General features: G+C 66.4%; 22 protein-coding genes and 2 tRNA genes. 16 read left to right on the top strand and 8 right to left on the bottom strand.

All coding sequences use genetic code 11. The features are described 5' to 3' along the window. The first annotated feature begins 152 nt into the window (after positions 1-152). Positions 153-1,757: a phosphoglycerate dehydrogenase gene (gene serA, locus JF52_RS0100275; protein ID WP_033106115.1), complete on the top strand. Its 1,605-nt coding sequence runs from the start codon at positions 153-155 to the stop codon at positions 1,755-1,757. 36 nt (positions 1,758-1,793) lie between these two features. On the opposite strand, the gene JF52_RS0100270 is transcribed toward serA, so the two are convergent. Continuing rightward, the gene (locus JF52_RS0100270) at positions 1,794-2,336 is read right to left on the bottom strand and encodes a TetR/AcrR family transcriptional regulator (protein WP_033104564.1); all 543 of its coding nucleotides are present in this window, start codon (positions 2,334-2,336) and stop codon (positions 1,794-1,796) included. A 47-nt stretch (positions 2,337-2,383) separates the two neighbouring features. Here JF52_RS0100270 and JF52_RS0100265 point away from each other — a divergent pair, with 47 nt between their 5' ends. The 10 genes from JF52_RS0100265 to JF52_RS0100220 all read left to right on the top strand — a co-directional run bounded on the left by JF52_RS0100265 (position 2,384) and on the right by JF52_RS0100220 (position 13,165). Continuing rightward, on the top strand, positions 2,384-3,916 hold the full coding sequence (locus tag JF52_RS0100265) for an MFS transporter (protein ID WP_033104563.1): 1,533 nt from the start codon (positions 2,384-2,386) through the stop codon (positions 3,914-3,916). Positions 3,917-3,983: 67 nt separating this feature from the next. After that, positions 3,984-5,033, top strand: coding sequence for a 3-isopropylmalate dehydrogenase (locus JF52_RS0100260; RefSeq protein ID WP_033104562.1), 1,050 nt, complete (start codon positions 3,984-3,986; stop codon positions 5,031-5,033). A gap of 59 nt (positions 5,034-5,092) precedes the next feature. Beyond that, complete coding sequence (locus JF52_RS0100255; RefSeq protein ID WP_033104561.1) at positions 5,093-6,187, top strand: branched-chain amino acid aminotransferase; 1,095 nt, start codon at positions 5,093-5,095, stop codon at positions 6,185-6,187. A 213-nt stretch (positions 6,188-6,400) separates the two neighbouring features. Continuing rightward, positions 6,401-7,381: a type IV toxin-antitoxin system AbiEi family antitoxin domain-containing protein gene (locus tag JF52_RS0100250; protein ID WP_052166643.1), complete on the top strand. Its 981-nt coding sequence runs from the start codon at positions 6,401-6,403 to the stop codon at positions 7,379-7,381. Between the two features lie 157 nt (positions 7,382-7,538). Next, entirely contained in the window at positions 7,539-8,315 is a 777-nt protein-coding gene (locus JF52_RS0100245) for a fumarylacetoacetate hydrolase family protein (RefSeq protein WP_033104560.1), read from the top strand. Further along, positions 8,312-9,568, top strand: a complete 1,257-nt coding sequence (locus JF52_RS0100240) for an MFS transporter (protein ID WP_033104559.1) — start codon at positions 8,312-8,314, stop codon at positions 9,566-9,568. Before JF52_RS0100245 ends, JF52_RS0100240 begins: the two co-directional genes overlap by 4 nt. 13 nt (positions 9,569-9,581) lie before the next feature. Continuing rightward, entirely contained in the window at positions 9,582-10,382 is an 801-nt protein-coding gene (locus JF52_RS0100235) for a class I SAM-dependent methyltransferase (protein ID WP_052166642.1), read from the top strand. Positions 10,383-10,394: 12 nt separating this feature from the next. Next, positions 10,395-11,900: a glutamate--tRNA ligase gene (gltX, locus tag JF52_RS0100230; protein ID WP_033104558.1), complete on the top strand. Its 1,506-nt coding sequence runs from the start codon at positions 10,395-10,397 to the stop codon at positions 11,898-11,900. Positions 11,901-12,019: 119 nt separating this feature from the next. Next, positions 12,020-12,094: transfer RNA gene (locus tag JF52_RS0100225), tRNA-Gln, on the top strand. Between the two features lie 90 nt (positions 12,095-12,184). Beyond that, positions 12,185-13,165: a DNA topoisomerase IB gene (locus JF52_RS0100220; protein ID WP_033104557.1), complete on the top strand. Its 981-nt coding sequence runs from the start codon at positions 12,185-12,187 to the stop codon at positions 13,163-13,165. A 126-nt stretch (positions 13,166-13,291) separates the two neighbouring features. Here the strand turns inward: JF52_RS0100220 and JF52_RS0100215 are convergent, their stop codons facing one another. Further along, a complete protein-coding gene (locus JF52_RS0100215) occupies positions 13,292-14,134 on the bottom strand; it encodes a M23 family metallopeptidase (protein ID WP_235272302.1) in 843 nt (280 codons plus the stop codon). Between the two features lie 315 nt (positions 14,135-14,449). After that, complete coding sequence (locus JF52_RS0100210) at positions 14,450-14,653, bottom strand: cold-shock protein (RefSeq protein ID WP_033104556.1); 204 nt, start codon at positions 14,651-14,653, stop codon at positions 14,450-14,452. 292 nt (positions 14,654-14,945) lie between these two features. Between JF52_RS0100210 and pepN the strand changes: the two genes are divergently transcribed. Beyond that, entirely contained in the window at positions 14,946-17,441 is a 2,496-nt protein-coding gene (gene pepN / locus JF52_RS0100205; protein WP_033106111.1) for an aminopeptidase N, read from the top strand. 185 nt (positions 17,442-17,626) lie between these two features. On the opposite strand, the gene JF52_RS0100195 is transcribed toward pepN, so the two are convergent. Next, positions 17,627-18,265, bottom strand: coding sequence for an MBL fold metallo-hydrolase (locus JF52_RS0100195; RefSeq protein ID WP_033104555.1), 639 nt, complete (start codon positions 18,263-18,265; stop codon positions 17,627-17,629). Positions 18,266-18,418: 153 nt separating this feature from the next. On the opposite strand from JF52_RS0100195, the gene JF52_RS0100190 reads away from it, so the two are divergent. Further along, positions 18,419-18,491, top strand: a tRNA-Glu gene (locus tag JF52_RS0100190). 196 nt (positions 18,492-18,687) lie between these two features. Here the strand turns inward: JF52_RS0100190 and JF52_RS0100185 are convergent. The 4 genes from JF52_RS0100185 to JF52_RS0100170 are packed head-to-tail and all read right to left on the bottom strand — an operon-like array spanning position 18,688 to position 22,167. Beyond that, positions 18,688-19,920 (bottom strand): MFS transporter, encoded by a 1,233-nt coding sequence (locus tag JF52_RS0100185; RefSeq protein ID WP_033104554.1) that lies wholly within the window; start codon positions 19,918-19,920, stop codon positions 18,688-18,690. Further along, complete coding sequence (locus JF52_RS0100180; protein ID WP_033104553.1) at positions 19,917-20,471, bottom strand: winged helix-turn-helix domain-containing protein; 555 nt, start codon at positions 20,469-20,471, stop codon at positions 19,917-19,919. The genes JF52_RS0100185 and JF52_RS0100180 overlap by 4 nt, the downstream gene beginning before the upstream one ends. 59 nt (positions 20,472-20,530) lie before the next feature. After that, the gene (locus JF52_RS0100175) at positions 20,531-21,592 is read right to left on the bottom strand and encodes a DUF4349 domain-containing protein (RefSeq protein WP_052166640.1); all 1,062 of its coding nucleotides are present in this window, start codon (positions 21,590-21,592) and stop codon (positions 20,531-20,533) included. After that, positions 21,589-22,167: an RNA polymerase sigma factor gene (locus JF52_RS0100170; RefSeq protein WP_033104552.1), complete on the bottom strand. Its 579-nt coding sequence runs from the start codon at positions 22,165-22,167 to the stop codon at positions 21,589-21,591. Before JF52_RS0100170 ends, JF52_RS0100175 begins: the two co-directional genes overlap by 4 nt. A gap of 238 nt (positions 22,168-22,405) precedes the next feature. On the opposite strand from JF52_RS0100170, the gene JF52_RS0100165 reads away from it, so the two are divergent. The 3 genes from JF52_RS0100165 to leuD all read left to right on the top strand — a co-directional run bounded on the left by JF52_RS0100165 (position 22,406) and on the right by leuD (position 25,653). Next, entirely contained in the window at positions 22,406-23,398 is a 993-nt protein-coding gene (locus tag JF52_RS0100165) for a TerC/Alx family metal homeostasis membrane protein (RefSeq protein ID WP_033104551.1), read from the top strand. A 177-nt stretch (positions 23,399-23,575) separates the two neighbouring features. Continuing rightward, positions 23,576-25,054: a 3-isopropylmalate dehydratase large subunit gene (leuC, locus tag JF52_RS0100160; protein WP_033104550.1), complete on the top strand. Its 1,479-nt coding sequence runs from the start codon at positions 23,576-23,578 to the stop codon at positions 25,052-25,054. 2 nt (positions 25,055-25,056) lie between these two features. Further along, positions 25,057-25,653: a 3-isopropylmalate dehydratase small subunit gene (gene leuD / locus JF52_RS0100155; protein WP_033104549.1), complete on the top strand. Its 597-nt coding sequence runs from the start codon at positions 25,057-25,059 to the stop codon at positions 25,651-25,653. Positions 25,654-25,696: the final 43 nt, after the last annotated feature.

The raw sequence follows: 25,696 nt of genomic DNA, 5'->3' as shown, positions 1-25,696 counted from the left end.
TCCCCGTCACACGGCACGGGGCGGCGCGCGCCCTCGGGTAGGGTGGAGACGATCGCGCCCCGACGGTGTGCGGCGCATCGATCCCACCCGCGCGTACTCACGCTCACCCCGAAGGATCCTCTGTGCCGAAGACTGCCGTGCCGAAGACAACCGTGCCGAAGCCCGTCGTGCTCATTGCCGAAGTTCTCTCACCCGCCACGATCGACGCCCTCGGGCCCGACTTCGACGTCCGTCAGGTCGACGGCACGGATCGCGAGGCGCTGTTCTCCTCGCTGGCCGACGCGGATGCCGTGCTCGTGCGCTCCGCGACGAAGATCGACGCTGAGGCGCTCAGCCACGCGCCGAAGCTGAAGGTCGTCGCGCGCGCCGGTGTCGGACTCGACAACGTCGACATCCAGGCATCCACCAAGGCCGGCGTCATGGTCGTCAACGCGCCCACCTCGAACATCATCTCCGCCGCTGAACTCACCTGCGGCCACATCCTCAGCCTCGCCCGCCACGTGCCGGCCGCGCACGCCTCGCTGGCCGCCGGCCAGTGGAAGCGCAGCGCCTACACGGGCACCGAGCTGTACGAGAAGACCCTCGGCATCGTGGGCCTCGGCCGGATCGGCGCGCTCGTCGCCGCCCGTATGCAGGGCTTCGGCATGAAGATCGTCGCGTTCGACCCGTACGTCACCGGCGCACGCGCGCAGCAGCTCGGTGTCGAACTGCGCACTCTCGACGAGCTCGTCGCCGAGGTCGACTTCCTGACCATCCACATGCCGAAGACGCCCGAGACGACCGGCATGATCGGCGCCGAGCAGTTCAAGGCCATGAAGAAGACGGCCTACGTCGTCAACGTCGCGCGAGGCGGCCTGATCGACGAGGCGGCTCTGCGTGAGGCGCTCGTGGCCGGCGAGATCGCCGGTGCCGGCCTCGACGTGTTCACCTCCGAGCCTCCGGCAGAGGGGGGCTCGGCGCGGGAGCTGCTGGATCTGCCCAACGTCGTCGTCACCCCGCACCTCGGGGCGTCGACCGACGAGGCGCAGGAGAAAGCGGGCATCTCCGTGGCCCGCTCCGTGAAGCTCGCGCTCGAGGGTGACCTGGTTCCGGATGCCGTCAACGTCGCAGGCGGTGTGATCGATCCGTTCGTCCGCCCCGGCATCGCGCTCGTCGAGAAGCTCGGACAGATCTTCAGCGGTCTGACGACCTCGGCCCTGACGAGCCTCGACATCGAGGTGCGCGGGGAACTCGCCGACTACGACGTCAGCGTGTACCGCCTGGCCGCGCTCAAGGGCGTGCTCTCCAACGTCGTCAGTGAGAACGTCTCGTACGTGAATGCGCCGCTGTTCGCCGAGCAGCGCGGCATCGAAGCCCGCCTGATCGTCGAGAAGGAGAGCCCCGAGTACCGCAACCTGACCACGCTTCGCGGTGCTCTCGCCGACGGCACGGTGCTCACGGTCGCCGGTACACTCGCCGGCACCCGCATGGTGCAGAAGATCGTCGGAATCAACGGTCACGACATCGAAGTGCCGATCGAGACGCACCACATCGTGATGCAGTACACCGATCGCCCCGGCATCGTGGCCGTCTACGGCCAGAAGTTCGGCGAGGCGGGTATCAACATCGCCGGCATGCAGGTCGCGCGTCGTGAGGCCGGCGGCCAGGCGCTCACTGTGCTCACCGTCGACTCGCGTGTGCCGGAGGAGCTGCTGGCCGAGGTCGGCGAGGCCATCGACGCCAAGGTGATGCGCTCGATCGAGATCACCGAGGTCTGACCGGCGGGCGCCGTTCTCGGCGTGCCGGGGCCGGAGCTACGAGGTCGCCAGCACGACGAGCTGCACGAGCGCGCGCAGCTCGTCGTCTCGCGGGACCAGCCGGTCCGGACCGTTGATGTCCAGTGAGTTGTTGAAGTACAGCCCGTCGCCGACGAGCAGTACGAGGTCGAGCGACGCCTGATCGCGCACGTGCGGGCGGATCGTCTCCGCCCAACTGCTTCGCGTCTCGCGCAGCGCATCGCCGGCGGAGCTCGAGCCGCCCTGCGCGAGTCGTGAGACGGCGATGAGCGCACGGTCGAGCGGCGCATTCTCCATGACCGAGGTGCGCACGTAGTACGCCACGGGGCCATCCGGTGCCTCGATCATGTCGGCCAGGTCGTCGTCGACGAGACGCTTCAATCGCTCGATCATTCCGTCCGCGAGGTCGTCCTTCGAGGCGAAATGGTAGAGCAGGCCACCCTTGGACACAGCGGCGGCCTTCGCCGTGGCATCCAGGGTCGCGGTGCGCTCGCCCGATGAGATGAGGATCTCCTCGAAGGCGTCGAGCACGCGTTCGCGCGCGAGGGGAGGTCGGGCCATGTCTGTTACTATACCATCTGGACGGTTTACTATCGAAAGAGGATGCGATGGCCCAGATCGGGGTCGAGACGAGCGGGATCAATGCGCCGCGTGCGGGCGCACGGGCGTGGCTCGCGCTCGTCGTGCTCATGCTGCCGGTGCTGCTGGTCTCAGTCGACAACACGGTGCTGAGTTTCGCGTTGCCTGAGATCGCGATCGCCCTCGCGCCGTCGGGGGCGGAGCAACTGTGGATCATCGATGTGTATCCGCTCGTGCTGGCGGGGCTGCTCGTCACGATGGGTACCCTGGGCGACCGTTTCGGCAGGCGCCGGATGCTGTTGATCGGCTCCACCGGATTCGCCGCGGTCTCCGTGCTCGCCGCATTCGCGCCGACTGCCGCTCTTCTGATCGCCGCGCGAGCGCTGCTCGGGTTCTTCGGAGCGATGCTGATGCCGTCGACCCTGTCGCTGCTGCGCTCGATCTTCCTCAATCGCGACCAGCGACGCATGGCGATCGCCGTGTGGGCCTCTGCGTTCTCAGCGGGTTCCGCGTTGGGGCCGATCGTCGGCGGGTTCCTGCTTGAGCACTTCGCCTGGGGCTCGGTGTTCCTCATCGCCGTGCCGGTGCTGATCCCGCTGCTGATCGCGGCGCCGTTGCTCGTCCCCGAGAGTCGTGATCCGGCTCCGGGAAAGATCGACCCCATCAGCATCGCGCTGTCGATGGCGACGATGATCCCGGTGGTCTACGCGATCAAGGCGGTGGCTGTCGACGGCGTCACGGTGTTCGCGGTGCTCTGGGCTCTGCTGGGCGTCGGGATGGGCTGGCTGTTCGTGCGCCGACAGGTGCGCGCGAAGACGCCGATGCTCGACATGGCGCTGTTCCGTCGGGGGTCGTTCTCCGGGGCGATCCTGGTGAATCTGCTCAGTGTGGTCGCGCTCGTCGGGTTCCTGTATTTCGTGCCGCAGCACCTGCAGCTGATTCTGGGGCTCTCGCCGATGATGGCGGGGCTCGCCCTCGTACCGGGAATGCTCGCGGTGATCGTCGCAGGATTGAGCGTCGTCCCGATCTCTCGTCGGGTTCCGCCTCATGTGCTGGTTCCTTCCGCCCTGGCCTTCTCCGTCGTCGGGTACCTGCTCGTCGCCTTCACGACCGCTGGGCACGGCGCCCTTCCGCTGATACTCGCCTTCGTCGTGCTCGGTATCGGCATCGGGGCCGCGGAGACCATCTCGAACGAGCTGATCCTCTCCAGCGCTCCGGCTGCGAAGGCGGGTGCGGCGAGTGCCGTCTCCGAGACCGCGTACGAACTCGGCGCGGTGCTCGGAACCGCGGTGCTCGGCGGCATCATCACCGCGTTCTACCGCTCGGCGCTCGTGGTTCCGGACGGTGTTCCTGCTGACGTCTCCGCAGCCGCGCGGGAGACGCTCGCCGGCGCCTACACCGCAGCCCAGGATCTGCCGGCCCCGTTGGGATCCGCGCTGTGGGAGGCCGCGGCATCCGCATTCGATTCCGGTGTGCTGGTGACGTCGCTGATCGGCGCCGTGCTGGTCGTGGGGGCCGGGACGATCGCGGCCGTCACACTGCGCATGAAGGCCGCACGCTGACCAGTACGCTGGTGAGTACGCGCCCGCGCGAAGTCGCGCCATGGGCGATCCCGGTGCAAGGAGTGTCATGTCGCGTGTCGTGAAGCTGGCCGTCATCCCCGGTGACGGCATCGGACCAGAGGTCGTCACCGAGGCCGAGAAGGTCCTCGATGCCGTCACCATTCACAGTGATGTCACCTTCGAGAAGAAGCACTTCTCGCTCGGTGCCGGGCGATACCTCGAGACCGGCGACACGCTGACCGACGACGACCTCGCCGCGATCTGTGCGAACGACGCGATCATCCTCGGAGCCGTCGGCGGCACACCCGGCGACCCGCGACTGAAGGATGCGAACATCGAGCGCGGGCTGCTGCTGAAGCTGCGCTTCACCCTCGATCACTATGTGAACCTGCGTCCTTCGAAGCTCTACGCCGGGGCTCCGGGGCCGCTCTCCGCGCCCGGCGATATCGATTTCGTCGTCGTCCGCGAGGGCACCGAGGGTCCTTACGTCGGCAACGGAGGCGCGATCCGTGTCGGCACGCCGCACGAGGTCGCGAACGAGACGAGTGTGAACACGGCCTACGGAATCGAGCGCGTCGTCCGCTACGCGTTCGAGCTCGCTGGGCGTCGTCGGCAGAAGCTCACGCTGGTGCACAAGACCAACGTGCTGGTGCACTCGGGTGGCATGTGGCAGCGCATCGTCAACGAGGTGGCGCAGGAGCACCCCGCCGTGGTCGTAGACTATCTCCACGTCGACGCGGCCACGATCTTCCTGGTCACGAACCCCTCCCGCTTCGATGTGATCGTCACCGACAACCTCTTCGGTGACATCCTCACGGATCTGGCAGGCGCCGTCACCGGTGGCATCGGCCTCGCCGCATCGGGCAACATCAACCCCGACGGCACGTTCCCCTCGATGTTCGAGCCTGTTCATGGTTCAGCGCCCGACATCGCAGGCCAGCAGAAAGCCGACCCGACGGCGGCGATCCTGTCCATCGCGCTCCTGCTCGATCATCTCGGGCTCCCGGAGGAATCGATCCGCGTCACCCGCGCGGTCGAGGCGGACATCGCCGCAAGGGACGGTTCTCGCACCACAAGCCAGACGGGCGACGCCATCATCGCCAGACTCCAGGCGTAGCGCTCCAGGCGTAGTCTGAGACCACGCGAGCGCCGCCCGCAACGAACGCAGGATGTGACATGACAACGACTGAGACCGAACTCGCTCCTCTCGAGTTCTCTGTGACCAAGAACCTCGCTGCACGCTCCGCCGCGCAGCGCGACGAAGCTCTCGCGAACCCGGGCTTCGGGACGATCTTCACCGACCATATGGTCGACATCTGCTGGTCGGCACGCGGCGGATGGCATCGCCCGCGCGTGCAGCCGTACGGTCCGATCTCGCTCGACCCTGCGGCCGCGGTGCTGCACTACGGTCAGGAGATATTCGAGGGCATCAAGGCGTACCGCCATGCCGACGGCTCGATCCACACGTTCCGTCCCGACCAGAACGCGGCCCGGCTCCAGCGCAGTGCTCGCCGGATGGCGCTGCCGGAACTCCCTGCCGAGTACTTCATCCAGTCGCTGCGCGAACTCATCGCAGTCGACGGGGCGTGGGTGCCGTCAGGGGAGGACCAGAGCCTCTACCTGCGCCCTTTCATGTTCGCCAAAGAGGCGTTCCTCGGCGTGCGTCCTGCGCAGAAGGTCGCGTACTACCTGATCGCGAGCCCGGCCGGTTCATATTTCACGGGCGGCGTGAAGCCGGTGCGCATCTGGCTCTCCGAGACACACGCCCGTGCGGGCAGAGGCGGCACGGGCGCGGCGAAGACCGGAGGCAACTACGCGTCCAGTCTGCTGCCGCAGTCCGAAGCGTACGACAAGGGCTGCGATCAGGTCGTGTTCCTCGACCAGGACGGCAACGTCGAAGAGCTCGGCGGAATGAACGTTGTCTTCGTGTTCAAGGACGGTCGCATCGTCACCCCCGAATCCGACAGCATCCTCGAGGGCATCACGCGCAACTCGCTGCTGCAGCTCGCCGAGGACCGCGGCCACACCGTCGAGCGCCGTCCGGTGTCGCTGCAGGAGTGGCGCGACGGTGTCGCTTCCGGCGACATCGTCGAGGTGTTCGCCTGCGGCACCGCTGCGGTCGTGACGCCCATCGGTGCGCTGGTGACGGCGGACTACGAGGACGTCCAGCCTCTCGGCGATCTCGCCCTGTCGCTGCGCGAGGAGCTCACCGACATCCAGTACGGCCGCGCCACGGACAAGCACGGCTGGCTCTACCGTCTCGACGCCTGACGCTTGACCCCAGACCCCGCCCTCGCCCATACCCCTACCTTCGCCGAGACCCTACTTTCCTGCCGAGACCCCGTCGTATTGACGTGATTACGACGGGGTCTCGGCACTAATCAGGGGTCTCGGCGATCGGTGACTTGCTCTGCACAGGCAGAGCGAGGGCAGTCCAGGTGGGGATAGCAGGGGAGCCGGGTCTGTAACGGGCATGATCGCTGGATGCCGAGACGGATCACCTTCGAACAAGCCGACGCGTTGCTCCGGTCCCGCGACGACATCGTCGCGACGGGAATCACGGACCGGCAGCTGCGCAGTCTCGTCGCCACGGGGACGTTCGTCCGCGTGCATCGGGGGTTCTACGTCGACGGCACGTCGTGGCGTGAACTGTGGGCTGAAGGACGGCACCTGCTGAGGGTCATCTCCCACGCGCGATCAAGCCCTGGTGAGTCTCCGGTATCCATGCAGATGTCGGCGGGAGTGCTCTGGGATCTGCCGCTTTACCGTGTTTCCGATCAAGTCGTCCACACGCTCATCCGAGGCGCGCGGCACACGCGTACGGTAGCGGGTATCGCGCGCCATGACGTCGAGGTCGCGGACAGCGACATCGTCGAGCGACACGGCCTGCGCTGCACCTCCTTGACGAGAACGGTGTTCGACATGGTCCGCAGCATGCCTCCTGAGGCCGCGATCTCCGCTGCGGACGCAGCGCTCAGAATGATGACCGTGTCGGGTCAGCGTCAGGATGCTGCGGCTGCAGAGCAGTGGCGGGAAGAGCTGCTGCGGTTGGCGGCGCCCGGTCTTCGCGGAGTTCGCAAAGTGCGCTGGGCAGTGGGCTTCGCAGACGGTCGAGCACAGCTGCCTGGTGAAAGCGTGAGTCGGCTGCAACTGTCTCGCCTGGGGTTTCACGACATCCATCTGCAGGTACCTGTGGTCGGGTCGGAAGGCGACCGCTATTTCATGGACTTCGGCTTTCCACGGTCGCGGATGTTCGGGGAGTTCGACGGCGAGGGCAAGTACCTTGAGCCGGAGTTGCGCGAGACGCCGACGCCTGTCGATGCCGTCCTGGCGGAGAAGCGACGCGAGGACGACGTGCGCGGTGTGACTGGGTGGGGTGTACGCCGCTGGGGCAGCGTCCACATCAAGAGCGTCGATGCGCTCGGCGCACGACTGACCGCGTTCGGCATCCACCCACCCGGATAATTCCTCGCCGACACCCCAGGTTCCTGTCGACACCCCAGGGTCCCGACGCGAACAACCTGGGGTCTCGGCAAAGACCTGGGGTCTCGGCGAAGCACTGGGGCTCGGCGAAGCCCTGGGGGCTCGGCGGATCGAAGCGGATGGTCGCTAGGCTGGAGCGGTGAAGATCGCTCGGTTCAGCCACAATGACGCCATCCGCTACGGCATCGTCGACGAGCAGGAGCTCGTCGTCCTCGCCGGTGACCCGATGTTCGCGGGGTACGAGACCACCGGCGAGCGCGTGCCGCTCGCGGACGCCGCGCTGCTCGCGCCCGTGATCCCTCGGTCGAAGGTGGTCTGCGTGGGCAAGAACTATCACGATCATGCCGCGGAGATGGGGGGAGTGGCGCCCGAAGAGCCGCTGCTGTTCCTCAAGCCCAACACCTCTGTGATCGGCCCGGGCGACACGATCTTGCGGCCGACGCTGTCCGAGCGTACGGAGCACGAGGGAGAGCTCGCGGTCGTCATCGGCCGGATCGCGAAGAACGTCAAGGCCGAGAACGCGCTCGACTACGTGTTCGGCTACACGGTCGGCAACGATGTCACCGCCAGGGACCTTCAGAAGAGGGACGGCCAGTGGACGCGCGGAAAGGGCTTCGACACGTTCTGCCCGCTGGGTCCGGTCATCGAGACGGACTTCGATCAGGCGGATGCCACGATCGAGACCCGCGTGAACGGCGAGGTGCGCCAGCACGCACCGCTGAGCGACATGATCCACTCGGTCCCGGCGATCATCGAGTACGCGTCCGCCGTGTTCACCCTGCTGCCGGGTGACGTCATCCTCACCGGCACGCCGGCCGGTGTCGGCCCGTTCGTCGCCGGCGACACCGTCGAGGTCGAGGTCACCGGACTCGGCGTCCTGCGCAACTCAGTGCGCGACGCGATGCCCGTGGTATGACGACTCTGCCGGTCGTCGACCAGGCGGCGATCCAGCGGCGCACGGTGCTCGTGCTGTCGCTCGGGCAGGTGCTCGGCGGCATCGCGTTCGGCGCCACTGTGTCCCTCGGGGCGCTGCTCGCGGCGGATCTGTCCGGTGACGATGCGCTGTCGGGACTGGCGACGGCTTCGGTCACGCTCGGGGCGGCGCTGTGCGCCATCCCGCTCGCACGACTCGCGAGCCGCGTCGGGCGCCGACGGGCCCTGACCCTCGGGAACCTGTTCGCGCTGGTCGGCATCGGTGTCGTCATCCTCGCTGCGGCGCTGCGGATCTTCCCCTTGCTGCTGGCCGGCATCCTGATGATCGGCGCTGGCAACGCGGGCAATCTGCAGTCCCGGTTCGCGGCTACCGACCTCGCTGTGCCGAAGCACCGCGGACGCGACCTGTCGGTGGTCGTGTGGGCGACGACGATCGGCGGTGTCTCGGGTCCGCTGCTGCTGGGGCCAGGAGAGATCGTCGGCCAGGCGATCGGCATGCCGCCGCAGACTGGCTCGTACCTCTTCTCCCTGATCGCCCAGACCGCGGCGTTCATCCTCTACCTCGTCGCGCTGCGTCCTGACCCGCTGCTCACCGCGCAGAGGCTGGCGAAGGATGCCGCGGCATCACTGTCTGCGCCATTGACCGTGCTCGACCGGCCGACAGTCGCTCGCTATGCGATCTTCGCGATCGCAGGATCGCACGTCGTCATGGCGTCGGTGATGGCCATGACGCCCATTCATCTGTCGCACATGGCCCACGGGATGCATGCGGGCCACGCGTCGACCGCTGATGTCTCCCTGCTCGTCGGCTTCACGATCGCTCTGCACGTCGCCGGCATGTACGGTCTGTCGCCCGTCTTCGGCATTCTCGCCGACCGGTGGGGGCGGCTGCGCGTCGTGCTGCTCGGGCAGGTTCTGCTGGCCGCAGCACTCGCGTTCGCGGTCTTCGTGAACGATCAGGCGTGGGGCGTGATGGTCGCGCTGATCCTGCTCGGGCTCGGCTGGAGTGCAGCGACCGTCGCGGGCGCGGCACTGCTCACCGAGGCGAGCGCGCTAGAGCTGCGCACGCGCCGCCAGGGCCGCAGCGACTCGCTCATGAGCCTGTCCGCCGCAGCCGGCGCCGTGCTCGCCGGCGTGGTGCTGTCGAACTTCCAGTACGCGGGGCTGGGGATCGCGGCATCCGTTCTCGTCCTCGTGATCGTGGTGCTCGCGCCGCTCGGGCGGACCAGGACGTGAGGACGGTCACGGGGTGAAGGCGTGGGAGGGCGTCGGTGAGGCTTACGCGGCCTCCTATGCCTCGCTGTGCGCTGGGACTCACGATGAGATCCTTCGCCGTCTCGGGACGGCCCACGGTCGTCGAGTGCTGGATGCCGGGTCGGGGACCGGCGCGCTCGCGGCACGACTGATGGACGCCGGCTGGTCGGTGACGGGCTGCGAACCGGAGGCGACGATGCGCGTCGTCGCCGCGCGGAATCATCCACAGGTCTCCATGGTCGAGGGCGCGTTGCCCGCACTGCCGTTCGACGACGCCGCTTTCGATGCCGTCACGGCGAACTTCGTGCTCAATCACGTGTCCGATCCACGAGCGGCAGCACAGGAGATCGCCCGTGTAGCGGCGCCGGATGCTGTGATGATCGCCACGATCTGGATCGTGTCGCCGTCGTGGTTCTGGCAGAGGGTCTGCGACCGCGCGGGCCTCGTCGTGTCGCCGACCGGGAGGCTGGCGCCGGAGAAGGATTTCGAGCGCTCCTCGGCCGGATTCGGAGGGATGCTGTCGGAAGGCGGCTGGCCCGCGGTCGATGTCGCCGAGTTCAGCTGGACGTGGCGTCCCACGACGGCCGAGCTCTGGCGATCAGCCGAGGGCGGCGTCGCCTCGGCGGGCGCCTTCTATCGATCGCTCGAAACTGCTGAACGGGAAAGGTTCGCTCGAGCCTTCGATCGGTTGTGCGAGGAGTGTTCGGACGACGGACGAGTCGCGCTCGATCACACGGCTGCCGTGGCCGTCAGCCGCAGGGGTGAGCGGGCAGGCGAACCACGGCCGCACGCGTAGGATTGAGGGGATATGGCTACTCCGCATCCCCTCACCACGACCGCTTCAGGTGCCGACGTCCGCGTCCGCTTCTGCCCCTCGCCGACAGGCCTTCCGCACGTGGGGATGGTGCGCACCGCTCTCTACAACTGGGCGTACGCACGCCACAACGGCGGCAAGCTCATCTTCCGCATCGAAGACACCGATGCGGCGCGCGACAGCGAGGAGAGCTTCCGGCAGCTCGTCGACGCTCTGACGTGGTTGAAGATCGACTGGGACGAGGGCGTGCAGGTCGGGGGACCGCACGAGCCGTATCGCCAGTCGCAGCGTCACGACATCTACCGCGGCGTGATCGAGAAGCTCCTCGCGTCAGGTGCTCTGTACGAGAGCTACTCGAATGCTGAGGAGATCGACGCACGCAACGAGGCGAACGGACGCGCGAAGCAGCTCGGCTACGACAACTTCGACCGCGACCTCACAGACGAGCAGAAGGCGGCCTTCCGTGAGGAGGGCCGTCAGCCCGCCTTGCGCCTGCGGGTGCCGGAAGAGGATCTGACGTACGTCGACCTGATCCGTGGGGAAGTGACCTTCCCGGCAGGGTCCTTCCCCGATTTCGTGGTCGTGCGTCCGAACGGCGTGCCGCTGTACACGTTCGTGAACCCTGTCGACGATGCCCTGATGGGCATCACGCACGTGCTGCGCGGCGAAGACCTGATGCCGTCGACGGCACGCCAGCTTGCGCTGTACGCCGCGCTGATCGATGCGGGCGTCACCACTTTCGTCCCGCGTTTCGCGCACATGCCGTTGGTGCTGGGAGAGACCGGCAACAAGAAGCTGTCCAAGCGCGACCCGCAGGCTGATCTGTTCCTGCACCGCGACCGCGGATTCATCCACGAGGGACTGCTCAACTACCTCGCGCTGCTCGGCTGGTCGATCGGACCGGACCGCGACATCTTCTCGCTCGACGAGTTCATCGCCGCGTTCGACATCGAGAATGTCAACCCGAACCCCGCGCGCTTCGACCAGAAGAAGGCCGAGTCGATCAACGGCGACCACATCCGGATGCTGGATGTGAAGGACTTCGCCGAGCGCACGATCGCGTACCTCGCCGCAGCTGGACTATTCGATGAGCCGACTCACGAACAGCTCGTGCTGGCGTTCCGCGCAGCACCGCTGGTGCAGGAGCGCGTTCAGCTCCTCGGAGAGGTGCCCGGCATGCTCGGATTCCTCTTCACGGACGAGATCTCGTACGACGCGGACGCGCTCAAGGGTCTGCCTGCCAACGCCGCGGAGGTGCTCGCGGCGTGCATCGCAGCGCTCGAGCCGGTGACGGAGTTCACCCCGGAGAAGATCCAGGATGCTCTCGCCACGGCACTGGTCGAGAAGCTCGAACTCAAGCCGCGGGTGGCCTACGGGCCGCCGCGCGTCGCGATCACAGGTCGCCGCATCTCGCCGCCGCTGTTCGAATCGATGGAACTGATCGGCAAGGAGATCACGCTGCAGCGTCTTGCAGCCCTTGTGCAGGCGCTCGGCGCGTAGCGCGACCGAAGCGGAGCCAGGCGATGTCATGAAGACGCGCCGGACAGCCCCTCGCGTTTTGGCTGCACCGTGAACATCGGGTAGAGTTGTCTCTCGGTGCGAGGCTCTGGTTTTGCCCTTGGGGTATGGTGTAATTGGCAACACGGCGGTTTCTGGTACCGTTGTTCTTGGTTCGAGTCCAGGTACCCCAGCCAAAGAAAAACCCCCGCTCGTGCGGGGGTTTTCTTGGTTTACAGCACCATCGCGAAAGCATCCGGAGCGCCGTCTTCACAGGTGAGGATCCCATGTCACGACTGCCCGTCACCCGTGAGCAGGATGGCGAGAACACCGTCTACCGCAATGCGGGGCGTCGCATCAGGAATGCACGCGAGATCGCCAGGATCGAGGCGCTGGCGATACCGCCGGCGTGGACGGACGTCGAGATCTCGCGCTCATCATCGGCGAAGGTGCTGGCCAGGGGAGTGGACGAGGCCGGTCGCCACCAGGCCGTATACAGCCCCGCGTATGTCCGCCACCAGGAGAAGAAGAAGTACGCGCGCGTGCTGCAGTTCGCCGAACGACTACCACGGCTGCGGAAGCAGCTGGACCACGACCTGCGCAGGCGCAGACTCAGCGAGGACAAGGTCGTCGCCTGCATCGTCAAACTGATCGACCAGGAGTTCTTCCGTGTCGGCAATCCCGAGTACGCCCGGAAGTACGAGCACTACGGGATCACGACGCTCCGGCGCAAGCACACCGACGTCTCCTCGACCAGCGTGACCTTCGACTTCATCGGCAAGAGCGGTAAGCGCCACGTCAAGACGGTCCGCGATCCGCAGCTCGTCAACGTGATACGCCGACTCAACGAGATGCCGGGGCACGAGATCTTCCGCTTCCTCGATGAGGACGGGACCATCCACGACATCGACAGCAGGAGAGTGAACGCGTACGTCAAGAGGCATATGGGCCGCGACTTCTCTGCGAAGGACTTCCGCACGTGGGGAGGCACGCTGCTCGCCACCTCCGCTTTGCTCGCGGTCGAGCGCGAACGGGGCGACGCGGGAGAAGACACCGCGGTGGTCCGCGACGTCGTGGAGCGGGTGGCCGACCGACTCGGCAACACTCCTGCGGTGACGAAGGACTCGTACATCGACCCGCGCGTCTTCGCCGCATTCGAGGACGGCGTGACGATTCCCGCGGTCCACCGAGCGATGAGCCGGATGCGGCCCCGCAAGTACCTCACCGTGGAGGAGCAGTGCGTTCTCAAGGTGCTGCGCAAGGGCTGAGCCACTCGCGTCATCGGCGGCATCGGTGCGATCGACGCGGTGACCGATTTCCCGGCACGCCGCGGATCGCGTGCTCGAACTGCATGACGGGATCCTCAGGGAACGTGTGTCCTGAGCCGAGGCGCCTCAGCCGACGCGCGCGGTGAGCCAGGGCATCGGATCCACCGGCACCCTCGAGATGTGCACCTCGAAATGCAGCACGGAGCCGAACACGTAGCCCGTCGAGCCCACGTCGCCGATGTACTGGCCGGCAGTGACGCACTCTCCGACCTGTACAGCGCGCGTGCCGTAGATCATATGCGAGTAGACGGTGCTGACGGCCTCGCCGTCGATGACGCTCTCGATCTGGATCGTCACGCCGTAGCCCTCGAAGCTTTCGGTGGAACGCGAGACGCAACCGGCCATCGCGGCGTTGATGGGCGTTCCGACGGGCGCAGCGAGGTCCAGTCCCATGTGCGATCGTCCTGGACGTGACGCGCCGAAGCCGTCGGTGAAGGAATAGCTTCCTGCGGCCAACGGCATCACTACCCGGTCGGCGATGGGGATCTCCACTGCACTGCCGAGTGGCATCCCCGCTGCGAGTGCGGCGGCGACGGCTCGCGAGCGCGTCTCATCGATCTCGGTCGGCGTCGTCGCGGAGAAGTTGCCTCGTGGAGCGATCTCAGCGCGGATCTCGTCGGTGGAGCTGTAAGACTGCGCGGCATCCTTGAGCGCCGAGACGCCTTCAGCCGTGGCGCCAAACGACTGGGCGTCCGGATTGAGGGAGGGAAGCGCCATGCCCGTGATCAGCGCCCCGACGGCCAGCGCGGCGCTGAGTGCCTTGGTCTTAGCCCAGGCGCGATGCGTGCGCGGATGCGTACCGCGGGGTATCGTCGCGGTCGGTGTCGCACTGCGAGAGTGCTCTTTCGGTTCGCTCTGCGCGGCAGCTGGAGCCGCGGTTGGCGGGACAGCCGGGGTCGCGGCCGGCACAGCAGCAGATTCTGCGGTCGGGGTCGCGCGCCGACGCAGGTCGCGCCGCAATTGCGGTCGAGATGCGTTGAGGGGGTCTGATGTAGCCGAGGCGGAATCGGGGGCGCGCTCGGGTCGCACTGAAGTCGTGAGGGATCCTTCCGACACAGAACGGGTTGTTCTGCTCACAGCCGGTCCCTTCGGGTGGGACCGTTACCGATCTGTAATTTACGGGGCAACCGGCGGTCTCGTCAAATCGAACCGATTGTCAAGGCGCGGGTGACAGCAAAAGGCCCGACCCCGCGTTGCAGCAGGATCGGGCCTTGAAGCTCTGATTCAGAGCGCGGTGATGTTCGTCGCCTGGGGGCCCTTGGGACCCTGCTCCGTGTCGAACTCGACCTTCTGTGCTTCCTCGAGGTTGCGGTGTCCGCTGCCCTGGATCGCGCTGAAGTGCGCGAAGACATCGGCGGATCCGTCATCGGGAGCAATGAAGCCGTAGCCCTTGTCGGAGTTGAACCATTTGACAGTGCCAGTGGCCATGCTGTGTTTCCTTTGTGTTCGTGGGCCGAGCTTCGACCCGTAATGCCTCGACGATGTTCGGCTCGGCAGCTTGCGGGGCTCTCAGTGGGACGGCGGAGATTCGCTGCGTCTCGTGGCTGGGAGCGTGAGGTAGATGAAGGACGATGATCGAGTGGCCACCATGCTGGTTGCAGTCGGGCCGATGAACAGCCGGAGATTCCGGAAGTCAACGTGAAGGTGTCGCTCCAGCTTAGCCCATTGCGTGGACATCTTGTTGACCGGTGTGGAGTCCGCCCATGAAACGATGGACGCCATGAGCTCTGCGAACCTGACCAGGCAGGAGACCGCCGCACGATCGGCGGCCGTGAACGTGCGCGAGGTCCGAGTCGAACTCGATCTACAGGGCGCGCGGAACTCGGAAGAGCGCGGGTTCGGGACGACGACGACGCTGGCGTTCGACGCCTCAGAGCCCACGACCTGGATCGACTTCATCGGTGAGTCTGTCGACCATGTCATGGTCAACGATGTCGAGGTGCCCATCGAATACGACGGTGCGCGGATCACGGTCAGGGGGCTCGCAGCATCCAACACCGTCGTGATCGAGGCGACCGGCGTTTACAGCCGATCCGGCGAGGGGCTGCACCGTTTCATCGACCCCGTCGACGGTGAGACCTACCTCTACACGCAGTACGAGCCTGCCGACTCGCGCCGAGTGATGGCGTGCTTCGAACAGCCCGACATGAAGGCCTCGTACACATTCGTCGTACGTGCACCGTCCGACTGGCTCGTGCTGTCGAACCAGAGCGTCGCGAACGCCCGGGAGGAGGACGGAGCGCAGATCGTCGAGTTCGCTCCTACTCTGCCGCTCTCGAGCTACATCACAGCCGTGGCCGCGGGGCCGTATCACCGCATCGACAGCACCTGGACGCGAGGGGAGCAGCAGGTCGCACTCGGCGTTCTCTGCCGGGCATCGCTGGCACCGCACCTCGAGGCGGATGAGATCATCGAGATCACCCGTCAGGGTCTCGACTTCTTCACGGAAGCCTTCGCGTTCGCGTACCCATGGGGCAAGTACGACCAGATCTTCGTGCCGGAGTACAACCTCGGGGCGATGGAGAATCCGGGACTGGTCACCTTCACCGAGGCGTACATTCCCCGCGGAGCGGCGACCGACGCCCAACGAGGGGCTCGAGCGAACACGATCCTGCACGAGATGGCGCATATGTGGTTCGGGGACCTCGTCACGATGCGCTGGTGGGACGACCTGTGGCTGAAGGAGTCGTTCGCCGACTACATGGGCTCGCATGCCTCAGCGGCAGCGACGCGGTTCATCGACGCGTGGGAGCGCTTCGCCGCCAACCGCAAGGCGTGGGCCTATCAGCAGGATCAGCTTCCGACGACCCATCCGATCGTCGCCGACATCCCCGATCTCGAAGCGGCCAAGCTCAACTTCGACGGCATCACCTATGCGAAGGGCGCGGCCGTGCTCAAACAGCTCGTGGCGTTCGTCGGCGAGGAGGCGTTCTTCGAAGGAGCCCGACGGTACTTCGCCGCGCACGCATACGGGAACACGACGCTCGACGATCTGCTCGTGCAGCTCGAACAGGTATCCGGTCGTGACGTCCGTGCCTGGTCGCAGGCATGGTTGGAGACCAGCGGTGTCTCGACCCTTTGGCTTGAGACCGACAGTGCAGGGCAGCGGATGCTGGTGCAAAGCGATCCGCGGCCGCACAGGCTGCGCGTGGGGCTGTACGACTTGAGCGACGGCCTGCTTGTGCTGCGTGAGCAGGTGGAGCTCGATATCACCGAGGAACGGACACCGGTCACGCTCCCGGATGCGGATCTCGTGCTGCTGAACGACGCAGACCTGAGCTACGTCAAGGCGCGACTCGATGAGACCTCGCTGGCCGCCGTCAGCACTGCGCTCTCGACCCTTCCGCATCTGCCACGAGCCCTGGTCTGGTCGTCGCTGTGGAATGCCACCCGTGACGGGGAGTTGGCGGTCGCGGACTACCTGGATATCGTGCGCCGTCACGCGCCGGCGGAGGAGAACATCGCGCTCCTGTCCGGTGTGCTCGCGAATGCGGCGTACACGATCGGGCATTTCGTGCCCGCCGACGGGCGCGGTGCTGAGCGTGAGGCATGGCTGATCGCCACTGAGACGGCGATGGATGCTGCTGCCGCAGGGAGCGACGCGCAGCTGGCATGGGCACGTGCGTTCGCTTCCGCTTCCGCGACGAGCGACGCGAGCACCACCAGGGTGCGTGCGCTCCTGGACGGCCACGGCCCGGCAGGTCTGCCGATCGACCCGGAACTGCGCTGGTCGCTGATCGCGGCACTCGCGACGACGGGCGATTTCTCGGAGGCGGACATCGCTCGCGAACTGGAGAACGATGACACCGCAGATGGACGCACTGCGGCGATGCGTGCGTCGGCATCTCGGCCCACGCCGGACGCCCGCGCCGAGGCATGGGACCGAGCCTGGAGCGATCACGGCCTGAGCAACGATCACCTCGACGCGATCATCGCGGGCGTGCGTGCCGGTGCCCGTCGGGACCTCATCGCCCGATTCGACGACGAGTACTTCGCGTGGATCTCCGGAACGTGGGGTTCGCGCAGCATCGAGATCGCCAAGCGGCTCGTGCTCGGTTTGTTCCCCGCAGCCGACACGACGGATGTCGTCGACGCATGGCTCGCGGGGAATCCGACCGCACCTGCGGCACTACGTCGCTTGGTGATCGAACAGCGTGATCATCTCGCGCGCGAGATCAGGGTGCGAGCGGCGCAGCCTCAGGTCGTCGGAGACTGATCGAAGGAGTCACGGTCATTCCCATGACCGTGCGCACCGGCGTGTCGTTGTAGGACTGCCAGGTGATCCCGCAGTCGCCGATGAACTCGCCGCTGTGAGTTTCGATCAGCCAGAGGCCGTGTCCGTCTCTGGCATATCGCGTCTGCATCCGGGCGATCCACCCGGCGCGGGCAGCAGGCGGCGGATCACAGATCCAGGGAGTCGCCAGGGTCGAGCTCGAAGAACTCGCCACCGTGCTGCTCGGTCGCCCATTTCAGGCGCGAGCGGTGCATGCCGCGTCCGATGACCGAAAGCGTCATGTCGTGCACGCCGAAAGCTCGGCGAGGCTTCACGGCGAGTACGAAATCCATCGCCTCGCCGATCTTCAGCCAGGGTGCACCGAGAGGCGCGGCGAGGGCGTCGACATCGACTCCTTCCGGGACGGCGTACGAGTCGCCGGGGTAGTAGAGCGCGTCGTTGATCAGCACCCCGAGATTCTGAACGCGGGGGAGTGAGGAGTGGATCACCTCGTGATCGCCTCCGAAGAACCGCAGTGTGAACGCGCCGGCGCTCATGCTGTCGCCGGGCTCGACGACCGTGATCTCGTACCCGGTTGCGGCGGCGGCGACGCCCGCAGGCGCGAAGATCCGGGTGCCTGGAGCATCGCGGAGGATGCGGTCGAGGTGATCAGGCGTCCAGTGATCCGGATGCTCATGTGTGATCACGATGGCGACGAGGCCGGACAGATCGACGAGAGGGCTGGTGAACGACCCTGGATCGACGATCAGAGTCTCGCCGCTGAGGTCGAGGCGGAGGGTGGCATGTTCGAACTTCGTGACGCGCATGGCACGAGTCAACTCCTACTTCGGCCGAGCGGCAAACGGCGTTGACGTCGTGACGCGCCCGGGATCTCTGCGCGGCCGACCGTGATTTTGCGGAGTGCGAAATCCCATGGCATACTTGAACGGTTGTCGCGGGGCTGAAACGCTCCGCAAGACGGCCCCATCGTATAGCGGCCTAGTACGCTGCCCTCTCACGGCGGTAACGCGGGTTCGAATCCCGCTGGGGTCACACGACACGAGAAAACCCCCGGATTTCCGGGGGTTTTCTGCGTATCCGGCAACTTCAGGAAATGATGACCACCTCGGCCGACTCGCGCAGGAGAACACCGGCGGCGTCGGAGAGGCGGCGACGCGGATGACAGACGTACTGCTGGACGGGCTGTTCCTCAAGCGCTGACCCGGTCGACACGTTCGTCGCGTGCTGTTCAACGTCGTAGCGCCATGTCCCGCAACTGCCGGTTGCGCAGCGGGAACACCATCATCAGTATGAGCGCGCCGCCGAAGACCACGAACGGCACCCACGTGGCCGTCACGGATGCGAGCGCTCCGAAGGCCGCCATCGCCAGCGGCATCAGCACGTCGTCGCCCAGCCGGGTGATCGAACTCATACGACCCAGATAAGCCGTATCGATCGTGGCGGCGAAGGTCGCGCCGAGCAGGACCGAGGCGAATCCCGCGGTCACCCCGATCACGAAGCATCCGATCGCCGCAGCCCACGCAGGGCCGACGCCGATCAGGATGATCCCCGCGCCCTGCACGACCAGCGCCCAGAATCCGCCGCGCGCCTCATGGGTAGGGCGCCATCTTGCCACCGAGATGGCGCCGAGAGCCGCACCGAGGCCGATCAGTGCCTCGAACAGCCCCACCGCCTGCGCTCCCCAGCCCTCGTCGTGGGCCCGCAGTGCGATCCCGATCCCGGTCGCAGGGCCGACGGCGAGATTGAGACCCGACAGAGCGATCACCAGAGTGCGCGTGGTCGGAGCGTTCCGCAGGTGGGCGAATCCGTGCTGGACGCCGCGCAGTGCTGATTCTCGTGCCGCACGGGCCAGAGCGAACCGCGGACGCAGGAAGATCGCGATGAAGGCGATCACCAGGGTGAAGGTCAGCGCGTTGAGAGAGGCGCTTGCGCTCAGCCCGGCGTATGCGACGAGGAATCCGCCGATCGCGGCGCCGCCCATGGTGCCCAGACGCGTGGCGGTCTGCATCACCGCGCTGTACGACGGCAGGTCGGAGGTGCGCACGAGCTGTCGGCCTATCGTCGCGGCCGATGGCTCGTAGAACGCATCGCACACGCCGAAGGCGATCGCCGCGAACATCAGCAGGAGCACTGACGGCGGCGATGCCAGCACCCAGAGCGCCACGAACACCAGCAGCACGACCCGCAGGGCGTTGAAGACGATCATGACGGTGCGGGCGTTCGCACGGTCGGCGAGCACGCCCCCGAACAGCAGCACGACGGCGCGGGGGATGGTGCCAGCGGCGACGATGACGCCGGCGATCGCCGGAGAGGTGATCTGCACTGCCGTCCACGCGAGCGCGATGGTCCAGATGGCGTCCCCTGCGTCCGACAGCGCCTTGACCGCGATCCAGGCGTGGACGGTGAGGTCTTTCGAGAACCGCGGCGGCTCTCGCAGCAGCGTGGGCTCGGCGATGCTCATGGCGTCGTCGGGAATCCGTGTGCGAAGACGAAGACCGGGCGTCGTTCGGCGCCGTCCTCCCGGTCGATGGCCGTACGCCAAGCGTCGATGGTGTCGCGCAGGGCCTCGGAGAGCTGGGTGAGTTCCGCGGCGCTCGCCCAGGCGAGGGCGTCAGTACTGAACGCGGCGCGTGACCATTCGGGCTCGGGGCGCCGCTGCTTGCCGCCGTGCCACGATTTCAGCCGTTGCAGCTGCGTGGAGATGTTGGTCCGCTCGGCCTCCCGCGCCAGCAGAGCGTTCGAGGGGGAATCCTCGAAGTCGTCAGCAGACCAGGTGAAACTGCGGCGCGTGGGCTGCCACCAGCTCGTGCGCTTGTCGGCGTTCGGCGCGTCGGCGCGCTCCACGATGCCGGCCCGCTCCAGCATCCGCAGATGATGGCTGATGCTGCCGACCTGCTGGTCAAGAGCGCGAGCCAGGGTGGTCACCTGGCTCGCGCCGTAGAGTCCGAGGTAGTCGACGATCCGGCGCCGTACCGGATGGTGCACGGCGGTGATGGCCCGGATCTCTTCCATGCCGCCAACGCTATGGTCGTTTGACCATCTTCACAAGGCTTCTTGTATACCCCGGAAAATCAGGGTTTCTGCGTCTTGGAGTGGTTGCGTCGCGCGCGGCGGATCATCCAGATCAGGAGAAACACGCCGCCGGCGATGACGAGCCAGGGGAGGAGGAAGCCGATCGTCACCACGAGTGCGTTCAACGACACGATCAGCCCGTTCCATCCGGCGAGGAGTCCTGCGCCGAACCCGTCGGGCTCCGGCGTCGTGGCCGATGCCTCGGGAGCGAGCTGAACCTGCAGTGACGACATCGCCACCTGATCTTCCAGCGCGGCGAGCTGCTGCTCGTACGATTCCAGCTGAGCCTGCCGATCCGTCAGAGCGATCTCGGCCTCGATCAGCTCGGACACGCTGCCGGACTGCGACATGAGCTCCGTGAGCCGAGTGACCGACGCACGCGTCGCCTCCGCCCTCGCCCGCAGATCGATCGCCGTCGACGTCACGTCCTGCTTGGACAGTGAGGACGACACGACCTCGCCGGTGTCGCCGAGATCGTCGATGACGCTCGTGAGTTCGGCGGACGGCACGCGGATGCTGATCCAGCCGTAGCCACCGGCCGGCTGCGCCGGAAGGGTCATGTCCGTGGCCAGCGGCTCGGCGGAGACATCGGTGCTCTCCACATAGCCCCCGCGTGCCTCGGCGAGTGCGGCGATCGCGTCGACTGCGCCGTCGATGTCGTCGACGCGCACGGTGGCCTGGGCGGACGCGATGATCTCGCGGTCGGCGCTGTCGGCCTCCGCGCCGACGATCGAGGTCGACGATGCGTCGACGCTCTCCGGTACCGCCATGTCGACGGCGGAGCTGTCGGAGACTCCGACGACGCTTCCGCCTCCATCCGCAGTCGAGACGCCGACGGTGTTGAGAAGCGGCGGCGTGATGAGCACGCCGGCGACGAAGGCGGCGGCGATCCCGAACCCGGTGAGCCATCCACGTCGTCTGCTCTTCTCACGGGGCCGAGCCCGTTCGGGAGAGCGCTCCCGCTCGATGTCGGCGAGCACCGCGCGCTCGATGCGGTCGATGCTCTCCTGGGATAGTTCGGGAAGCTGTGTCGTGGGGTCGGTCGGGGTCTGATCGTTCATGCGTCTCTCACTTCTTCATCGACAGCGCCTCGCAGCTGCGTGCGCACCCGTGAGAGACGGTTTCGAACGGCACTGTGGCTGATGCCGAGTTCGTCCGCCGCGGCCTGATAGGCGAATCCCTCCGTCGCGCACAGGCGGAAGATCTCCTGATCGAGCGCGCTCAGCGTGCCGATCTCGGCGGTGATCCGCCCAGCCAGTTCCGCGGAGATGACCTGATCCTCGACGCTCACCGTAGCGGCGAGCCTCTCGTCCACAGCATCCGTCGTGTGCGCCTGGTCCCGCCGTCGCTGACGAAGGCGATTGGCCGCCTGGAAGCGGCAGATCGTCGCCAGCCATGGCAGGATCGACGCGCTGTGAAGCTGCAGTCCAGGGAGCTTCCGCCACGCGACGACGAAGGTCTCCTGCGCCACATCCTCGGCATCGACCGCGGACCCGAGGATCCCGTGGGCGATCCAGTAGACGGGACGGACGTGCACGCGGTAGAGCGCGCGGAACGCACCCTCGTCGCCCGACGCGGCGCGCGACACCAGGTCCTGATCTTCGGATCGTGCGTGTTCTTCGGCTGGCTCGGACATCCTGCTCCGTTCGGTGTCTCTCACCAGAGAAGTGTCAAGAGATGTCCCATCGTCTCAGATTCGCACGAAGTGCGGCTGAGGCTCCGCTACCATTGAGTTCGCGAGAGGGAGTATCCCGACATTCACGCGATCGTCATCACGAGCATCAGATCTGCTGCTCCGGGCGCGTGACGCACTTCGGTGCGGGGGAGAGACTTTCGGCTGTTTACTGACCTCTCTCGAAAGGTGCTCTGCGCCCGTGAACATCCCCGTATGGTTCGAGATCACCTCACTGGTGGTCCTGACCGTCATCCTCATCGCCGACCTGCTTCTCATCCTGAAGCGTCCGCACATCCCATCGACGAAGGAATCCAGCCTCTGGGTCGCGTTCTACGTGACTCTCGCGCTGATCTTCGCGGCTGTGCTGTTCTTCGTCGGCGATGCGAAGACCTCCCTGGACTTCCTCACCGGTTGGGCGATGGAGTACAGCCTCTCCATCGACAATCTCTTCGTGTTCGTGCTGATCATGACGCAGTTCTCTGTGCCCCGTCGCTATCAGCAGGAAGCTCTGATGGTGGGCATCATCATCGCCCTCGTGCTGCGTGCGGTCTTCATCCTCATCGTCGGCGCGGCCGTCGAGCAACTCAGCCCGATCTTCTACCTGTTCGGCGCCTTCCTCGTGTTCACCGCGATCCGCCAGGCGATGCCGGACAAGCACGAGGAGGACGAGCAGACCGAGAACTTCATCATCCGGATGCTGCGTCGCGGAATCGACATCAGCGATGAGTACGACGGGTCGAAGATCCGCACCGTCGTGAACGGCAAGAAGATCTGGACGCCGATGCTGATCGTCTTCGTCTCGCTCGGCGTGACCGACCTCATGTTCGCGGTCGACTCGATCCCCGCGATCTTCGGTGTCACGCAGGACCCCTTCATCGTCTTCACCGCGAACCTTTTCGCGCTCATGGGCCTGCGCCAGCTCTACTTCCTGCTCGGCGATCTGCTCGAGAAACTCAAGTACCTGCACTACGGCGTCGCATTCATCCTCGGCTTCATCGGTGTCAAGCTCATCCTGCACGCCATGCACGAGAACGATTTGCCGTTCATCAACGGCGGTCAGCCGATCGAGTGGGCGCCGGACATCAACAACTGGGTTTCGCTCGGCGTGATCTTCGCCTCGATGGCCGTCGCGACCGTGGCGAGCCTGATCTCGTCCTCGCGCGAGAAGAAGCGGATCGCGATCACCGACTGACGCGCCGACCGGGTGCCACGTGGCCTGTCATGGGGGACCGCCGGCCCGCGAAGCGGTGGTAATCTGACGACATGCGGTGCGTGCTCCTTCTTAGCGGCCGCGGCGAGTCCTCGTTCTGAGCCCCTCCTCGTCGCGGAGTCCTTTGTGGGCCTCATCGCCATCCTCAGGAGATAAGACATGAACAGCCCTGCAGTCGACACCTCATCCGCTCGCCCCCGCACACTCGCCGAGAAGGTCTGGGATGACCATCTCGTCGTGAAGGGACTCAACGGCGAGCCCGACCTGATCTACATCGACCTGCACCTGGTGCACGAGGTGACCAGCCCTCAGGCTTTCGACGGCCTGCGCGCCGAAGACAGGCCGCTGCGCAGGGTCGACCTGACGATCGCGACCGAGGACCACAACACGCCGACGCTCGAGATCGACAAGCCGATCGCCGATCTCACCAGTCGCACCCAGATCGAGACGCTGCGGCGCAACGCCGAGGAGTTCGGCGTCCGCATCCACTCCCTCGGCGACGCGGAGCAGGGCATCGTGCACGTGGTCGGGCCGCAGCTCGGCCTCACGATGCCGGGCATCACTGTCGTGTGCGGCGACTCGCACACCTCGACGCACGGCGCGTTCGGCGCCATGGCGTTCGGCATCGGCACCAGCGAGGTCGAGCACGTCATGGCCACGCAGACGCTGCCGCTGAAGCCGTTCAAGACGATGGCGATCACGGTCGAGGGCGAACTCAACTCGGGCGTGAGCGCGAAGGACATCATCCTCGCGGTGATCGCGAAGATCGGCACCGGCGGTGGGCAGGGCTACGTGCTCGAATTCCGTGGCAGTGCGATCCGCGCCCTCTCGATGGAGGGGCGGATGACGATCTGCAACATGTCGATCGAGGCCGGCGCCCGCGCAGGAATGGTCGCACCGGATGAGACGACCTTCGCCTACGTCAAGGACAAGGCGCACGCTCCGCAGGGTCAGGACTGGGAAGACGCGGTGGCCTATTGGCGCACGCTCCCCACCGACGACGGCGCGACGTTCGACGCCGAGGTGCTGATCGATGCGAACGAACTCGAGCCGTTCGTGACGTGGGGCACGAACCCCGGCCAGGGCAGTTCGCTCTCGTCTTCCGTGCCGAACCCTGCCGATTTCGAGGACCCCAACGAGCGCGTCGCCGCCGAGCGCGCACTGCAGTACATGGATCTCACTCCTGGAACGCCGCTCAAGGAGGTGCCGGTGGATGCCGTCTTCATGGGATCGTGCACGAACAGCCGCATCGAGGATCTGCGGGCGTTCGCGTCCGTGATCAAGGGACGCAAGAAGGCCGACGGCGTGCGCGTCATGGTCGTCCCCGGTTCCGCTCGCGTGCGTCTGGAGGCCGAGGCTGAGGGCATCGATCAGATCGTCAAGGACTTCGGCGCCGAGTGGCGCTTCGCCGGATGCTCGATGTGCCTCGGCATGAACCCGGACCAGTTGTCGCCGGGGGAGCGCTGCGCATCCACGTCCAACCGCAACTTCGAAGGGCGTCAGGGCAAGGGCGGACGCACGCACCTCGTCTCGCCGCTGGTCGCCGCAGCGACCGCCGTGCGCGGCACGCTGTCGAGCCCGAGCGACCTGGACGCTTCGACAGACTCAGTGACCGAGTTCGATCGAGTAGGAGCCTGATCATGGAGAAGTTCACCACCCACACGGGCATCGCCGCTCCGCTGAAGCGCTCGAACGTCGACACCGACCAGATCATCCCCGCCGTGTTCCTCAAGCGGGTGACGAAGACCGGCTTCGAGGACGCACTGTTCCACGCCTGGCGTCAGGACCCGGACTTCGTGCTGAACCAGCCGGCTTTCCAGGGCGCCTCGGTGCTGGTTGCCGGTCCGGATTTCGGCACGGGATCCAGCCGTGAGCACGCGGTGTGGGCGCTGCGCGATTTCGGTTTCAAGGTCGTGCTCAGCACGCGTTTCGGTGATATCTTCCGCGGGAACTCGGGCAAACAGGGCCTACTCGCGGCGACCGTCTCCGAAGCGGATCTCGACGCGATCTGGGCGGAGATCGACGCTGATCCGGGTGTCGAGATCACGGTGGATCTCGAGGCGCGCACCGCCGTTGTCGGCGACCTCCGAGCCGCCATCGAGATCGACGATTACACTAGATGGCGGCTCCTCGAAGGGCTCGATGACATCGGGCTCACGCTGCGCAACGAAGACAAGATCGCGCAGTTCGAGGCCCGCCGCGAGTCGTGGCGGCCACGTACGCTCCCTGTTCGCTGACACACAGTCCGCCGACACCGAGCACATCGTGAGCCTGGAGCAT

It is taken from the genome of Microbacterium profundi, from assembly GCF_000763375.1.
GTDB classification, from domain to species: Bacteria; Actinomycetota; Actinomycetes; order Actinomycetales; family Microbacteriaceae; genus Microbacterium; species Microbacterium profundi.
The sequence above is the reverse complement of the archived record's forward strand: the minus strand, read 5'-3'. Positions and strand labels throughout refer to the sequence as shown.

Excerpts from the sequence above, each read along its gene's own strand:
- JF52_RS0100270 (WP_033104564.1), bottom strand. The coding sequence starts at position 2,336 with ATGGCCCGACCTCCCCTCGCGCGCGAACGCGTGCTCGACGCCTTCGAG.
- JF52_RS0100265 (WP_033104563.1), top strand. The coding sequence starts at position 2,384 with ATGGCCCAGATCGGGGTCGAGACGAGCGGGATCAATGCGCCGCGTGCG.
- JF52_RS0100260 (WP_033104562.1), top strand. The coding sequence starts at position 3,984 with ATGTCGCGTGTCGTGAAGCTGGCCGTCATCCCCGGTGACGGCATCGGA.
- JF52_RS0100255 (WP_033104561.1), top strand. The coding sequence starts at position 5,093 with ATGACAACGACTGAGACCGAACTCGCTCCTCTCGAGTTCTCTGTGACC.
- JF52_RS0100250 (WP_052166643.1), top strand. The coding sequence starts at position 6,401 with ATGCCGAGACGGATCACCTTCGAACAAGCCGACGCGTTGCTCCGGTCC.
- JF52_RS0100240 (WP_033104559.1), top strand. The coding sequence starts at position 8,312 with ATGACGACTCTGCCGGTCGTCGACCAGGCGGCGATCCAGCGGCGCACG.
- gltX (WP_033104558.1), top strand. The coding sequence starts at position 10,395 with ATGGCTACTCCGCATCCCCTCACCACGACCGCTTCAGGTGCCGACGTC.
- JF52_RS0100220 (WP_033104557.1), top strand. The coding sequence starts at position 12,185 with ATGTCACGACTGCCCGTCACCCGTGAGCAGGATGGCGAGAACACCGTC.
- JF52_RS0100210 (WP_033104556.1), bottom strand. The coding sequence starts at position 14,653 with ATGGCCACTGGCACTGTCAAATGGTTCAACTCCGACAAGGGCTACGGC.
- pepN (WP_033106111.1), top strand. The coding sequence starts at position 14,946 with ATGAGCTCTGCGAACCTGACCAGGCAGGAGACCGCCGCACGATCGGCG.
- JF52_RS0100195 (WP_033104555.1), bottom strand. The coding sequence starts at position 18,265 with ATGCGCGTCACGAAGTTCGAACATGCCACCCTCCGCCTCGACCTCAGC.
- JF52_RS0100185 (WP_033104554.1), bottom strand. The coding sequence starts at position 19,920 with ATGAGCATCGCCGAGCCCACGCTGCTGCGAGAGCCGCCGCGGTTCTCG.
- JF52_RS0100180 (WP_033104553.1), bottom strand. The coding sequence starts at position 20,471 with ATGGAAGAGATCCGGGCCATCACCGCCGTGCACCATCCGGTACGGCGC.
- JF52_RS0100175 (WP_052166640.1), bottom strand. The coding sequence starts at position 21,592 with ATGAACGATCAGACCCCGACCGACCCCACGACACAGCTTCCCGAACTA.
- JF52_RS0100170 (WP_033104552.1), bottom strand. The coding sequence starts at position 22,167 with ATGTCCGAGCCAGCCGAAGAACACGCACGATCCGAAGATCAGGACCTG.
- leuC (WP_033104550.1), top strand. The coding sequence starts at position 23,576 with ATGAACAGCCCTGCAGTCGACACCTCATCCGCTCGCCCCCGCACACTC.
- leuD (WP_033104549.1), top strand. The coding sequence starts at position 25,057 with ATGGAGAAGTTCACCACCCACACGGGCATCGCCGCTCCGCTGAAGCGC.